Origin of the sequence: Kamptonema animale CS-326 (assembly GCF_028330895.1) — a bacterium.
GTDB lineage: Bacteria > Cyanobacteriota > Cyanobacteriia > Cyanobacteriales > Microcoleaceae > Kamptonema > Kamptonema formosum.
The window spans coordinates 15,220-29,328 of sequence record NZ_JAQMUA010000327.1 but is presented as its reverse complement, the minus strand read 5'-3'; the positions used below and the strand labels follow the sequence as shown (position 1 = coordinate 29,328).

The following is a 14,109-nucleotide window of genomic DNA, read 5'->3' as shown; positions in this document are numbered from 1 at the left end:
GCTAGGGGCTAGGGACTAGGGACTAGGGAAAGAAGGGGAAGAGAGTCAATAGTTTGGGCCATGAGCTAGTGTGCTAACCGTTGTGGCGGTTGCTATAGCAGGAGGCAGGAGGAAGAAGGCAGGAGGCAGGAGGAAAATGCAATACTAGAAATGGTTTGGGGGATTGAGAATGTCCTAACCGTTGTGGCGGTTGCTATAACACGCTCTGCGATCGCCAGTCGGTTTTAAAGCAACGCATTACCTGAAAACAGACTTACCATCAATCTTATAATCAAGACTGATTATTTAAATAAATTCTATTTGTTTGGTTAATAGTATTATCCTACAACATTTACTTATCAATTAAATTTAATAATTGTTTTATCATTTACGCAAGAGTACGGTACACTGAGTAACTAAGTCAAGAAAACGTGCTGCTCCCAAAAAGGGTAGCTCATACAACTCGACCAATCAGAATATCGCTTTAATTAAAAGTGTCAAGTCAGCAGGGATAGTTTAAAGACTTATCAATAAATCTTTAGTTCCTTCCTGCCTACCTGAGCTAGAAATAGTTTGCTAAACCCAGTTTAGCGAACAGCAAAAAAGCGCTTTGATAACCTTCAGTGAATGTCGTTACAGAAGATTATGAATTGCAGCGAGGCTAGGCTATGACTAAGTTTTCGGAGACACAATCCTGGCACTATTTAGACAGGTTAAAGGTCGTAAAGGTTCTAGGCACTAACATAGAAAGCGGCTTAGATCCGGCAGAAGTTGCCAGTCGGCAACAAAAATTTGGGGCAAACGAACTAACAGTAAAAGCCGGGAAACCCCCCTGGTTAAAATTCATCTTACAATTCAACCAACCTTTGCTGATTATCTTGCTGAGTGCAGGTTTAATCAAAGCAGTGATTGGAGAATGGCTGAATGCTAGTGTAATTTGGGGTGTAACCACCACCAATGCCATTATTAGCTTTATCCAAGAAGCAGGGGCAGAGAAAAAAATCGAAGCCCTAGCCCAAGCTGTCACCACCGAAGCTACAGTTATTCGAGGTGGAAAAAAATTAAAAATTCCTTCCAAAGAACTTGTGGTTGGTGACTTAGTTACCTTAACTTCCGGCGATAAAGTACCCGCAGACTTGCGCTTAGTAAAAGTGCGAGACTTGCAAATCGACGAATCGGGACTAACAGGCGAATCCGTTGCGGTCGAAAAAGAATTAGGACAATCTGGAGACTTGGTTCTGCCTGTAGAAACGCCACTAGCAGAACGGGATAATATGGCTTATGCGGGTAGTTTTGTCACTTTTGGTCAAGGTAGCGGTATTGTGGTGGCGATCGCCAACGACACCGAAACCGGCAAAATCTCTCAACTTTTAGATCGGCATATCGATCTAACTACCCCCTTAACCCGCAAATTTAACCAATTCAGTCAAAACTGGTTGTTTTTCGTCCTAGCAATGGCCAGCTTAACCTTCGCCGTCAGGTTAGGGCAACCAGTCGCACCAGGGCTTTCCGCCTTTAAAGAAGCAGTTGAACCCGCCGTCGCCTTGATTGTGGGTGCGATTCCCGAAGGCTTACCCGCCGTCATCACGGTTACTCTCGCCGTCGGCGTTTCCCGAATGGCAACTCGTAACGCGATCGTGCGTAAGTTACCAGCAGTCGAAACCCTGGGCGGCGCTACCGTTATTTGTTCCGACAAAACCGGTACCCTGACAGAAAACCAGATGACGGTGCAAGAAATTTACTCTGGCGGCGTATCCTACTCAGTTACCGGCACTGGATACAGCGCCGAAGGTGAAATTGAACTCAATCAACTGCCAATTAATATTAGTCAAGCTCCCACATTACAAGAATGTTTGCAAGCTGGATTAGTTTGTAATGACTCTTACCTGGAATGTAAAGATGATGATTGGATTGTGGTCGGCGATCCTACAGAAGGAGCCTTAATTGCTGCGGCAAAAAAAGCAGGATTGAGTCAACAAAATTTGGCAAAATCAATGCCAAGACTCGATTCAATTCCCTTTGAGTCGCAGTTTCAATACATGGCAACCTTGCATCAAACTCCCAGCGGTAAAATTTTGTATGTCAAAGGTTCCGTCGAATCAATATTAGTTCGTTGCGGTTCTAGTCTTGACAAACAGGGAAATCTAACAGAAGTTGAATCCGCAGAAATTCACCATCAAGTCGGTGAAATGGCGCGTCAAGGTTTGCGCGTCTTAGCTTTAGCAAAAAAGCCCGTACCTGAAAACCAAAATTCCGTCGATCATTCAGATTTAGAATCCGACTTGATTTTCTTAGGGTTGCAAGGGATGATCGATCCGCCGCGAGCCGAAGCGATCGCCGCCGTTCAAGCCTGTCAAACCGCTGGTATTCAAGTCAAAATGATCACCGGCGATCATATTGCTACTGCTAAAGCGATCGCCCGTCGTATGGGATTTCGCAAAACCAAGCATAACCGGGAACTTGTCGCCTACACCGGCGCTCAACTCGCCGAAATGAGCAAAAACGAACTCGCCGAAGCCGTAGAAGCCGGCTCAGTTTTTGCCCGCGTCGCCCCCGAACAAAAACTTCGCCTAGTAGAAGCCTTACAACACAAAGGCGAAATTGTGGCGATGACAGGAGACGGCGTTAACGACGCGCCCGCCTTAAAGCAAGCCGATATCGGGATTGCGATGGGTAGCGGTACGGAAGTTTCCAAAGAAGCGGCTGACATGATTTTGACCGATGATAACTTTGCTTCGATCGAATCTGCGGTGGAAGAAGGGCGATCGGTTTACAAAAATCTCCTCAAAGCCATTAGCTTCATTCTCCCAGTCAATGGTGGAGAATCAATGACGATTTTACTGAGCACCCTTTTAGGTCGAGAATTGCCAATTTTATCCCTGCAAATTCTCTGGCTGAATATGCTCAACTCCATCACTATGACAGTACCCCTAGCTTTCGAGCCGAAGTCTCCAGGGGTGATGAAACAGCAACCGCGACCAGTTAACGAACCTTTCTTGACAGTAAATCGGATCAAAAGGATCTTGGCGATTTCCCTCTACAACTGGACTTTAATTTTTGGGATGTTTGAATGGGTACGTCAGGCTCCTTGGGGTACTCTGGAACTGGCGCGAACAATGGCTATTCAAGCCTTGGTAATGGGCAGAATTTTTTACCTATTGAGTCTGAGTCAGTTTTTGCCTTCATTGTTGGCTAAATTTGGCGGCTCGAAAGAGGAAGTTAGCGGGGCTCCCGCTTTGGGATTGGGAATTGTCGTCGCTGTGATTTTACAGATAATTTTTGCTAATTCCCCATTTGTAAATCAGGTGTTTCAGACAGCCCCAATGAATCTGGATCAGTGGTTGATCTGTTTCGGTGTCGCTTTGCCTATGATTGGCGTTGCGCTCTCGGTTAACCGCTTTGACCCACCCAACTAATGCGGCTTTTTTGAGGAACACGAACAAAGCAGCGGTTACTTAGTTGAGCGATCGCGAAATGATAAAACATTTACTTATCAATCAAATTTAATAATTGTTTTATCATTTCCGTAAGATTACGGTACACTGAGTAACCAAGTCAAGAAAACGTGCTGCTCCCAACAAGGGTAGCTCACACAACTCGGACAATCAAAATATCGCTTTAATTAAAAGTGTCAAGTCAGCAGGGATAGTTTAAAGACTTATGCTCTAGCAATAAATCTTTAGTTCCTGCCTACCTGCGCTCGAAATAGTTCGCTAAACCTCAATTAGCGAACATCAAAAAAGCGCTTTGATAACCTTCAGTGAATGTCGTTACAGAAGATTATGAATTGCAGCGAGGCTAGGCTATGACTAAGTTTTCAGATCAATTTTCTACCCTTTCTCGGCGTAAATTTATCGCCACAGCAGGTGCATCAGCCCTGGGTTCAATACTGCTTAAAGGTTGTTTGGGAAATCCCCCAGAACCCGTTGCCGATGCCAGCGCTGGCGGCGGTGCTGCCACTTCAGTAGTTGCTGTTACCAACGAGAAAAGAGTCGAAGGCATCGAAACTACAAAAATCACTTTGGGATATATTCCCATCGTTGAATCAGCACCGTTAATTATTGCCCAAGAAAAAGGTTTTTTTGCCAAATATGGCATGACCGAAGTTACAATTGCCAAGCAAGCTAACTGGGGTTCGGCTAGAGATAACGTAGAAATTGGTTCTGCGGGTGGTGGTATAGATGGCGGTCAGTGGCAAATGCCCATGCCTTATATGATTAGCCAAGGTCTGATTACCAAAAACAGCGCCCAAATCCCAATGTATGTGCTGGTTCAGTTGAACACTCAGGGAAATGGAATTGCGATCGCGGCCAAACACGAAGGCAAAGGCATCGGACTTAAACTAGAACAAGGAGCCCAAGACTACATTAAAGGTCTAGCTAAAGCCGGAACTCCCTTCAAAGCAGCCTACACTTTTCCTAAAGTTAATCAAGATTTATGGATTCGTTACTGGCTAGCAGCTAGTAACATCGATCCCGATACAGATGTTAGCTTGCTAACAGTACCAGCGGCACAAACTGTTGCCAATATGAAAACCGGTAGCATGGATGGTTTCAGTACCGGCGATCCTTGGCCTTTGCGAATTGTTAAAGAAAAGATTGGCTTCATGTCAGCCTTAACTGCCCAAATCTGGAAAGGTCATCCAGAGGAATATCTAGCAATTCGTGGCGACTGGGTAGACAAACATCCGAAAGCCACAGAAGCCTTATTAGCAGCAATAATTGAGGCGCAACAGTGGTGCGATAAACCAGAACATCGTGCCGAATTAGTTGCCATTGTTTCCGGTAAAAACTTCTTTGACGTAGCTCCCGACGTTTTGATACCACCCTATGAAGGCAAGTATGTCATGGGTGATGGTCAACCAGAAATTAATGACTTCAAAAGCAGTCCGTTGTACTGGCATGATGGAATCGGGAACGTTTCTTATCCCTACAAAAGTCACGACTTGTGGTTCTTAACTGAAAGCGTGCGCTGGGGTTTTCTGCCGACAAACACCTTAGCAGATCGAAAGACAATCATCGATAAAGTCAACCGCGAAGATATTTGGAAGAAAGCAGCCAAATTAGCAGGAGTTGCTGATGCTGACATTCCCACAAGTACATCTCGCGGTGTGGAAAAGTTCTTTGACGGTAAAGAATTTAATCCAGACAAACCCGAAGATTATCTCAAGAGTTTGGCAATTAAAAAAGTTTGATTTAGTTAACAGTTAACGGTTAACTGTTAACTGTTAACCGTTAACCGTTAATAGTTAACCCAAAATTTAGTCAGGGCTTACGCAACTGTCACACTCAAATCGACTTGTAGAGTGTGTCAGACGAAATTCTATAACGAGTATCGAGGGTTTCAGCTTAGTAGAACACCCGACGATATGTGCCAGTTGTGTAAGTCCTGTTAGTCTCGCAAAACAATAGCAAAAACATAGGAGATTAGTAGGATGGCTGTAAGTACAAATCGGAGAGCAGGAGTTGATGCACAAGGTGCTCTGGGTGAGTTTTGGAAGAAGAATTCTCATAATATATTGCCGCCAATTTTGGGAGTGCTGGGATTTCTCTTTGTTTGGCAATTTCTATCAAGTTCTGGAATTATCAAGCTACCAGGGCCAAGCAGCCTGTGGACTGATGAACGGACACGGATTTTGCTGATGTATCCTTTTATGAACTCCAAAACTTATGGAGTTGGCTTGTTTTGGCAAACTTTAGCAAGTTTGGAACGGGTGGCGAAAGGCTACACTCTGGCAGCAGTTGTGGGAATTGGTACGGGGGTTTTGGTAGGTACAAATCCTTTTCTTAATAAAGCTTTAGATCCAATTTTTCAATTCCTGAGAATGGTTGCACCTTTGGCATGGGTTCCGATTGCTTTGGCCGCCTTGCAACAAAACGAACCTGCGGCTTTGTTCGTGATTTTTGTAACTTCAGTTTGGCCGATTTTAATCAACACGGCTGAAGGTGTTCGCCAAATCCCTGATGATTATAATAACGTTGCCAAAGTGCTGCAACTTTCTCGGAAGGAATATTATCTAAATATTTTGTTTCCTTCAGCACTTCCCTACATTTTTACTGGTTTAAGAATTGCGATCGGTTTGGCTTGGTTAGCGATTATTGCAGCAGAAATTGTGATGTCGGGGATTACTGGTATTGGCTTCTTTATTTGGAATGCTTACCAGCAAAACTACATCAGCGAAATTTTGTTAGCTGTAGTTTACATTGGCGCTGTTGGTTTGATTCTGGATCGGTTGATGGCTTGGTTGCAGCAAAAGATTGCTCCCCCTCAAGGGAAGTAGTTTTGTTAACTGTTAACTGTTAACTGTTAACTGATAACTGTTAACTGATAACTGTGCAATGCTTGCCAAACAAATTTGTCTGTCAGTCAGGGGTTAAAACCCCTGCCTAATAGCGAAAGTCGTCTGAAGACGACTATAGATATCTCCAGAAAAGACTCGGAAAAGCAGGCAGGATGCTTACTCTACAAGAGTTGCTGGAAATGTTTAATCCACTAACTATTTTTTAGTCGGTTAAAACCGACTTTAGCTATGAGACAGGGGTTTTAACCTCTGGTGGCGACCTAAGCTGTTACTGCTAACTAAGAATGCAGATAGCAAACCTAAAATCTACACACAGGCAAGAAAAAATGTCAACTTTAATTGCAGTAGAACAACTCGAAAAGGTCTTTAATTTATCAGATGGTGGCAAATACATTGCCCTCAAAGGCATCGACCTCGAAATTAAAAAAGGCGAGTTTATCTCCTTAATCGGACACTCTGGCTGTGGCAAATCTACTCTGCTAAATATGGTCGCCGGTTTGGATTTACCGACAGAAGGATTAGTCACAATTGAAGGCCAAAGAATTACCCAGCCAGGGCCCGATCGCATGGTAGTCTTTCAAAACTATTCCCTACTACCTTGGCGCACAGTCAGAGAAAACATTACTCTCGCCGTAGATTCGGTGATGAAAGGCTTACCCAAAGCGGAACGCCTCGATATCATTCAAAAACACATTGACATGGTGGGTTTAACTCCCCACGCCGAGAAACAGCCTGCATTGCTATCAGGAGGACAAAAACAGCGCGTGGCGATCGCGCGTGCTCTGGCCTTACGTCCTAAACTTTTGCTATTAGATGAACCCTTCGGTGCTTTAGACGCTTTAACTCGCGGCAATTTGCAAGAAAAATTAATGGAAATTTGCCAAGAGTACGAAATTAGTGCCTTGATGGTGACACACGATGTAGATGAAGCCGTGTTACTTAGCGATCGCATCGTCATGTTAACTAACGGCCCAGAATCGAAAATAGGCGGCATTCTCGAAGTAGACATCCCCCGCCCCCGCAAACGCATGGAAGTAGTCTCACACCCCAGTTATTACGCTCTACGTAGCGAAATGATTTACTTCCTTAACCAGCAGAAACGGGTGAAAAAATTAAGGGCGAGAAAAGTACCCGCGATCGCCCGTCACGGCCTCGAAAAAGTCAACCTGGAACTCGGATTCGTCCCCCTCGCCGCCTGTGCTCCCCTCGCCGTCGCCAAAGAAAAAGGTCTATTTGCCAAACACGGCCTTGATGAAGTTCACCTCGTCCGCGAAACCAGTTGGCGCGGCATCGTCGATGGTATCGCTGGCGGTTACTTAGATGCCGCGCAAATGCCCTCTGGCATGGCTGTCTGGTTAAGCTTAGGAGGCCATCAAGAGAAGCCGATACCAACAGTTACAGCCCTCACTATGAGCCGCAACGGTAACGGAATCACCCTCGCTCGGCGGTTTTACGACCAAGGGATTTATACCCTGGCAGACTTTAAAGCCATGCTGCAAAGAACGCCAGCACAAACTCATCGGATGGCGATCGTTCACCCTTCGTCAATGCACAATCTGTTACTGCGGTACTGGTTAGCCGCTGGGGGAATTGACCCCGATCGCGATGTGTTGCTGAAAAACATCCCACCAGCGCAAATGATCGTTGACTTACAGGGCGGCACTATTGACGGTTTCTGCGTCGGCGAACCTTGGAACTTGCGGGCCTCAATGGAAGGCGTAGGCTTTACAGTGGCGACGGATTTGGAACTGTGGCCGGGACATCCTGGGAAAATTCTAGGGGTACGGGAAGAGTGGGCGAATGCTTACCCCAATACTCACATTGCTTTAATTAAGGCCTTGTTAGAAGCTTCTCAGTATTGCGCCGATCCTAATCACGCGGCTGAGGTAGCCGAAATTGTAGCGGGGCGCGAGTATGTCGCCACTGACAAAAATTACATTCAACTCGGCGATCCCAATTCTGCTGCTTGTAATCTGGATACTCCCATGCGGGAATACGCCCACCATTTATTTTATGGGGACGGGGTAAATCGTCCGAGTCGTACTGAACAGTTATGGCACATGGTACAAATGGCACGCTGGGGCGATACGGTATTTCCGCGCAACTGGGTCGAAATTCTGGAACGGGTGGTGCGAGTTGGCCCCTTTAGTACGGCGGCGCGAGAGTTGGGGCTATCGGATATTACTTATACTCGCGGTTCTCTTCCCTTGTTTGATGGGTCGGTGTTTAATTCTGACGATCCGATTGGATATCTTAATAGCCTGGAAATTAAACGCGATTTCACAATGGCTGAAGTTGTACTTGATTCTGGTCGTCGTTCGGCTTAAAAAGCATCGGTGATTGGTCTTACGTAACGCCGCCATCTTGGCGGTCAATTCATTACCAAGATGGCGGCGCTACGGAGCTTTTGCGTAAATCCTGTAACTACTAACCGCTAGCAAAGAACAATCAACCATCAACAATCAATAGTCAACAACTAACAATTTTTCAAAGTCATGATTAACACTGCTCTCAATCAAAACAAGACAAAAGTAAATTTGAATGTCGGAAACGATCGCCGCCAGCCTTTTTTAGTGATGGACAATGTTTATAAGTCCTATCCAAATGGTTATAAGGCTTTAGAAAATGTCAACTTGAACATAGCCGAAGGAGAGTTTATTACAATTATCGGACACTCCGGTTGTGGTAAGTCAACGCTATTAAATATGGTGTCGGGTTTTAGCCATCCTAGTCAAGGTAGCGTGACGATTAATGGGCAGAAAATTACTAAGCCTGGCCCCGATCGGATGGTGGTGTTTCAAGGTTACGCTTTGCTACCTTGGCGGACGGTGTTTGAGAATGTTTATTTGGCAGTTAATGCTGTCTTTCCCAATAAGTCAAAAGTCGAGAAAAATGCGATCGTTAAAGAGCATTTAGCTATGGTAGGCTTGACTGAAGCTGCGGAGAAAAGACCGCCGCAAATTTCCGGGGGGATGAAGCAGCGGGTATCGATCGCGCGGGCTTTGGCAATTCGCCCAAAGGTGTTGATTTTAGATGAACCTTTTGGGGCTTTGGATGCAATTACTAAGGAAGAATTGCAGGAAGAATTGCTGAAAATTTGGAACGATCATCGCTGTACGGTGTTGATGATTACTCACGATATTGATGAGGCTTTGTTTTTGGCCGATCGCTTGGTGATGATGACTAATGGGCCATCGGCGACAGTTGGTGAAGTTTTGCAAATTCCTTTCCCGCGTCCTCGCGATCGCGTGCAAATCATGGAAGATCCAGAGTATTATAATCTGCGGAATTATGCGTTAGATTTCCTCTTCCGCCGTTTTGCCCACGATGACGATGCTTAATCGTTTTGGCATTGAGGATTAAATAGGGGAATGTTGGAGCATTTAAGCTCTAGCATTTCCCTATTTTTAGGGGAAGATAGCTCACGATGCTTAACCAGTTTAGCATTGAGAATTAATTAGGGGAATGTTGCAACATTTAAGCTCTACCATATCAACAATCTCAGCAGAATGTCGCTCCGGGGGCAATTTTCCCAATTCTGGTGATAAGAACGATGATAACACGCGATACTATTGTTATAGATATATATCAACCGCCACAACGGTTAAGATACTCACTCATGGCCCAAACTATTGACTCTCTTCCCTTCTTTCCCTAGCCCCTAGCCCCTAACCCCTAGACCCTAACCGCCTTGGCGGTTGCTATAGCTCAAAACAATAAACTACACAGTTTTATGACTACCACCGATCCTAACGTACAAACAGTTTCTACGGAAAGCCTTTCCAGTTCCGATATTATCACCAATGAATTAATTTCTGATGCAACGACTATCAGCTATGTAGAAGAGATTGAAACTGTCATTGCCAGTATGGCCGTCGATCGAAAAGTAATGGTCGGCAAAAATGAAACAGGAGGGCATCGTTGGGAATTTAAGTATGGCAGCGTTGAGGTATTTGTACAACTTACAGGGGAAACTGAAGATGACTCTTTGACTGTTTGGGCTGCTGTACTGCCGTTACCTGCTAAGAATGAACCACTGTTAATGCGGAAGTTGCTAGAAATGAACTGGCTGTCAACTTATGAATCTCATTTTGCAATTGTTGATAGCCAAATTGTAGTAGTATCAACTCGCACTTTAGCGGAGTTATCGCCAGGGGAAATTTCCCGCGCTATTACCGTTGTTGCAACAATTGCTGATGATTATGACGACGCTTTGCAAGCTGAATTTGGTTAACTGTTAACTGTTAACTGTTAACTGTTAACTGGGTAATTCCTTTTACCTCGTAAGTTGTAAGGTGGGCGCTCGCCGACCACCATTTGTGCTATAACTTACAATATTTTTGGCGGCGAGCGCCCACCCTACATTTAATGATGTTTGTCTGTATTACCAATTACCAATTACCAATTACCAATTACCAATTACCAATTACCAATTACCAATTACCAATTACCAATTTCTATTTTTTATGTGGCGTATAATTCCCTTGATGTCCGCATCTGGAACCGTTCAAATGGCAATTGATGAATGGTTGCTAGAACAACACCGTTTGGGAAAAAATCCGCCAACTTTGCGATTTTACACTTGGGAACCAGCGGCGATTTCTTTAGGTTATCATCAGCGGCGCTGGCCTGAATTTTGGCAGGAAATAACTTGGCAAGGAATCTCTTTAGAATTAGTTAAACGTCCTAGTGGTGGACGTGCTGTCTTGCATCAAGGGGATTTAACTTATGCTGTAATTGCGTCAGACTTGGGTAAAAATCGCACAGAAGCTTATCAAATTATCTGCCAATTTTTGATAGAAGGTTGGCGATCGCTTGGTTTAGATTTGTACTACGGTTCGGCGGGAAGGGGTTACATTCACAACCCGAATTGTTTTGGTACTGCAACAGGTGCCGATTTAGTTTCGGCTGAGGGTTGTAAATTTATTGGTAGCGCTCAATTGCGGCGTGGTAATTCTATTTTACAGCATGGTTCTATGCGTTTGCAACCAGATAATAGCTTATTTACTCAGGTATTTGGTGAGGAAAGGAAGGCTGTGCAATTACCTTTATCTCAACGGGGAGATAGTTTGATTGAAATTGTAGTTGAGGCTTTGACTGTAGCAGCTACGCGCTGTTTCAATATTGACTTAGTGGTGCAGCCTTTATCAGAGGAAGAGTGGGAGGCTATTTTGCTAATGGCTAATGGCTAATGGCTAATGGTAATTGGGATACACAGATTTTACAGATTTCTCTGATTTCACAGAGTAAACGATCGTGACTCTAACTAATCCGTGTAATCCGTGTAATCTGTAAAATCCGCGATCATAATTTGTAATTGGTAATTGCTGATTTTTAATTTTGTTCTGTTGATTTAGCTATTGCATTCAGCGGTAAACCTGGCGGATAACTACCCTCTTCCTTAATTCGCTTGATATCGGCTTCTGTAATCTTGGCATTTAAGTATTTTGCCACTGCTCTTACAATATCACCCTTATCAATTGTTCCGGCTACAGAACCAGTTGGCGACAGTACGACAATGCGCCGTAATTGATGGGATTCCATGCAGTTAATTACTTCGACTAAAGATGATTTCTCGCCAACAGCAATGGCTTCGCTCAATGGTTTTACAATATCTTTGAGGGTTTGCTTTTCCCACTGACTGCGCTCGATAAAACGGATATCGTCAACAGAAACTAAGCCGCGATCGCGACCGTCGCCAGAAGCAACATATACTGGAGAATGGGAAGTTTCTAACAGGTATTGTTCGGCAAACTGCCGAAGTGTGAGATCGGCATTAATTACTCTAAATTCGCGGCTCATGGCATCGCCAGCTTTAGTTTTCAGTAAGGCTGACTGCAAATCGGCTATGCGGTTGTAAGAGGTGGCATTTCGCAGGCAAAACCAGCCGATCAGTCCAATCCACAAGGCTCCTGGTTGCCCAACTAACAAAAAGAGTGATGCTCCTAATGCGATCGCTAACCAACCTAAAACTTGCCCTGTTTTCGCGGCCCAACGAACGCCAGCTAAGCGAGAACCGGTGATTTTCCAAACTGCTGCTTTTAAAACCTGTCCGCCGTCCAAGGGTAGGCCGGGAATTAAATTAAATATACCCAAAATTAGATTAATTTCGGATATTCGTTCTGCCAGTTCGCGGATCAAGCTAGATGGTGGCAGAGTTATAGCTGCTAAACCAACTATTAAAAATAGTCCGAAGCTGACTCCGGGGCCTGCGATCGCCACTTGAAAAGCTTGACCGGGAGTTTTGGATTCCTGCTCTATAGAAGCAACACCGCCAAATAGAAATAGGGTAATGGAATTAACTTTAATACCTTGAGACATAGCGGCTAAACTATGCCCTAACTCGTGCATGAGAACGGAGCCAAATAGCAGTAGAGCTAGTGCAAATCCAGCGACCCAAGAAAGCACAGGCCCATAAGCTCCCTGGTAATTTCTAGCATTGGCAAAGGTTGCTAGCGCTAAAATCACAAACCAAGAGGAATCCACAAATAGCGGGATGCCAAATAAAGAGCCAATTCGCCAACCTGCCTGCATGAATTTTTCCTTGAGTGCATTTTTCAGGGTCGCCTAAGCCAAAGTCAATCAACCCTTTACTTTATTGTGACTGAAAAAGTCCTGAATGCGATCGCTCTGGTTTCTTTAGTTCTAGCACAGTAATAGATAGGGCGATTCACTGACGCGATCGCTTCGCGCGGCAGTATCGCCCCAACAGGAATTAGGTAAGCATTTTGGCGTTATGCTTTCAAACCGGCTGCCAAAGGTTTAGTCCAAATGCCCTGCTCATTTTCTTCGTACTGCTGATGAATGGCATCCCAAGCGGCGTGTTCTGCTTTGCTTGCGTCGTTAGTTTCGTCAAAGGCTCTATTGTAGCGTTCAATAAATGTTTTTTGAGCTTCCTCAGATAGGTGCGATCGCACTTCTGGGGACAAGTCAGCCGGGCTCGAACACCGACCTGTACTGGCGCGGGGCAAAATCATGTCGTTGACGGAGATTTCTTCACCGCCTGCACTTTCCAGCAGCAGTTGAATTTCGCCCGATTTATCGGCGGCTACTTCTGCCATCACCAAAAATTCCCCTGCTTCCAAGCGGGTTTGATAGATAGTTGCCTTATCTTCAGGCATTCCCAAGGTAGCTAAGGCGGAGACTAAACCGGCACCAGCAGAACCTGCGATCGCACCGCTAGCAGCACCAATTAATACAGCACCCAAAGGCCCTGCTGCTACCACAGGCCCCACAAAGGGAATAAATAACACGCCAACACCTGTTAGCAAGCTCAAAAATGAACCAAACAGAGAACCAAAAATTGCGCCGTTTCGGAGGCCTCCGAGAATCAGGTCTTTCTTAGTAATAAAGCCTGCGATTCTGGTTTCGGATTGAAAATTTTTGCCCATCACGGAAATATGATCGCGAGACACACCGCGATCGAGCAGACGGCGGATCGCGCCATCTATTTGCTTTTCTTCCTTGAATACTGCTGAAACTGTGCGCTCTGCTTTATATTCTTCTGGCATTTTGAGACTCCTTGAATACTTGTAGATACGTTACTGTTTCTTGCAGTATAGGGCTATACTATGCTGTACCTGCGTCAATCTTCTGGTAGATTTCATAGAAATTCATCTATTATTTTCTGTGATTAGCAACACTCAATTTTTGTTATATAAGCCTTGCGAAGTAATCCCAAAGATGGTTGTTACCAGCAAGAGATTGCGTCGCTACTTCCCAATGACAGAGCAATAATCTATTGTGTCATTGCGAGCGCAGCGAAGCAATCTCAGAGTATCAACAAAAGTGGTGGATTGCTTCACTTCGTTCGCAATGACAGTACAATA

At 44.8% G+C, this 14,109-nt stretch carries 9 protein-coding genes; 7 read left to right on the top strand and 2 right to left on the bottom strand.

Features of this window, described 5'->3' with window-relative positions; all coding sequences use genetic code 11:
• The first annotated feature begins 647 nt into the window (after nucleotides 1-647).
• From PN499_RS19140 to PN499_RS19110, 7 genes are all read left to right on the top strand, one after another.
• Complete coding sequence (locus PN499_RS19140) at nucleotides 648-3,395, top strand: HAD-IC family P-type ATPase (RefSeq protein ID WP_272033695.1); 2,748 nt, start codon at nucleotides 648-650, stop codon at nucleotides 3,393-3,395.
• Nucleotides 3,396-3,784: 389 nt separating this feature from the next.
• Nucleotides 3,785-5,173, top strand: a complete 1,389-nt coding sequence (locus PN499_RS19135; RefSeq protein WP_272033694.1) for a CmpA/NrtA family ABC transporter substrate-binding protein — start codon at nucleotides 3,785-3,787, stop codon at nucleotides 5,171-5,173.
• Between the two features lie 240 nt (nucleotides 5,174-5,413).
• Nucleotides 5,414-6,259, top strand: a complete 846-nt coding sequence (ntrB, locus tag PN499_RS19130) for a nitrate ABC transporter permease (RefSeq protein WP_272033693.1) — start codon at nucleotides 5,414-5,416, stop codon at nucleotides 6,257-6,259.
• A gap of 347 nt (nucleotides 6,260-6,606) precedes the next feature.
• Complete coding sequence (locus PN499_RS19125; protein ID WP_272033692.1) at nucleotides 6,607-8,607, top strand: ABC transporter ATP-binding/substrate-binding protein; 2,001 nt, start codon at nucleotides 6,607-6,609, stop codon at nucleotides 8,605-8,607.
• A gap of 168 nt (nucleotides 8,608-8,775) precedes the next feature.
• A complete protein-coding gene (locus PN499_RS19120) occupies nucleotides 8,776-9,621 on the top strand; it encodes a nitrate ABC transporter ATP-binding protein (protein WP_272033691.1) in 846 nt (281 codons plus the stop codon).
• Between the two features lie 392 nt (nucleotides 9,622-10,013).
• Entirely contained in the window at nucleotides 10,014-10,514 is a 501-nt protein-coding gene (locus tag PN499_RS19115) for a YbjN domain-containing protein (RefSeq protein ID WP_272033690.1), read from the top strand.
• A gap of 232 nt (nucleotides 10,515-10,746) precedes the next feature.
• On the top strand, nucleotides 10,747-11,472 hold the full coding sequence (locus PN499_RS19110) for a lipoate--protein ligase family protein (protein ID WP_272033696.1): 726 nt from the start codon (nucleotides 10,747-10,749) through the stop codon (nucleotides 11,470-11,472).
• 142 nt (nucleotides 11,473-11,614) lie between these two features.
• Here PN499_RS19110 and PN499_RS19105 read toward each other — a convergent pair whose 3' ends face one another.
• Both PN499_RS19105 and PN499_RS19100 read right to left on the bottom strand, forming a co-directional pair.
• Complete coding sequence (locus tag PN499_RS19105; RefSeq protein ID WP_272033689.1) at nucleotides 11,615-12,814, bottom strand: site-2 protease family protein; 1,200 nt, start codon at nucleotides 12,812-12,814, stop codon at nucleotides 11,615-11,617.
• A gap of 200 nt (nucleotides 12,815-13,014) precedes the next feature.
• The gene (locus PN499_RS19100) at nucleotides 13,015-13,791 is read right to left on the bottom strand and encodes a ChaB family protein (protein WP_272033688.1); all 777 of its coding nucleotides are present in this window, start codon (nucleotides 13,789-13,791) and stop codon (nucleotides 13,015-13,017) included.
• Between the last annotated feature and the right edge of the window lie 318 nt (nucleotides 13,792-14,109).

Coding starts and splice junctions, on each gene's coding strand:
- PN499_RS19125 (WP_272033692.1), top strand. CDS start 6,607: ATGTCAACTTTAATTGCAGTAGAACAACTCGAAAAGGTCTTTAATTTA.
- ntrB (WP_272033693.1), top strand. CDS start 5,414: ATGGCTGTAAGTACAAATCGGAGAGCAGGAGTTGATGCACAAGGTGCT.
- PN499_RS19115 (WP_272033690.1), top strand. CDS start 10,014: ATGACTACCACCGATCCTAACGTACAAACAGTTTCTACGGAAAGCCTT.
- PN499_RS19140 (WP_272033695.1), top strand. CDS start 648: ATGACTAAGTTTTCGGAGACACAATCCTGGCACTATTTAGACAGGTTA.
- PN499_RS19110 (WP_272033696.1), top strand. CDS start 10,747: ATGTGGCGTATAATTCCCTTGATGTCCGCATCTGGAACCGTTCAAATG.
- PN499_RS19120 (WP_272033691.1), top strand. CDS start 8,776: ATGATTAACACTGCTCTCAATCAAAACAAGACAAAAGTAAATTTGAAT.
- PN499_RS19135 (WP_272033694.1), top strand. CDS start 3,785: ATGACTAAGTTTTCAGATCAATTTTCTACCCTTTCTCGGCGTAAATTT.
- PN499_RS19100 (WP_272033688.1), bottom strand. CDS start 13,791: ATGCCAGAAGAATATAAAGCAGAGCGCACAGTTTCAGCAGTATTCAAG.
- PN499_RS19105 (WP_272033689.1), bottom strand. CDS start 12,814: ATGCAGGCAGGTTGGCGAATTGGCTCTTTATTTGGCATCCCGCTATTT.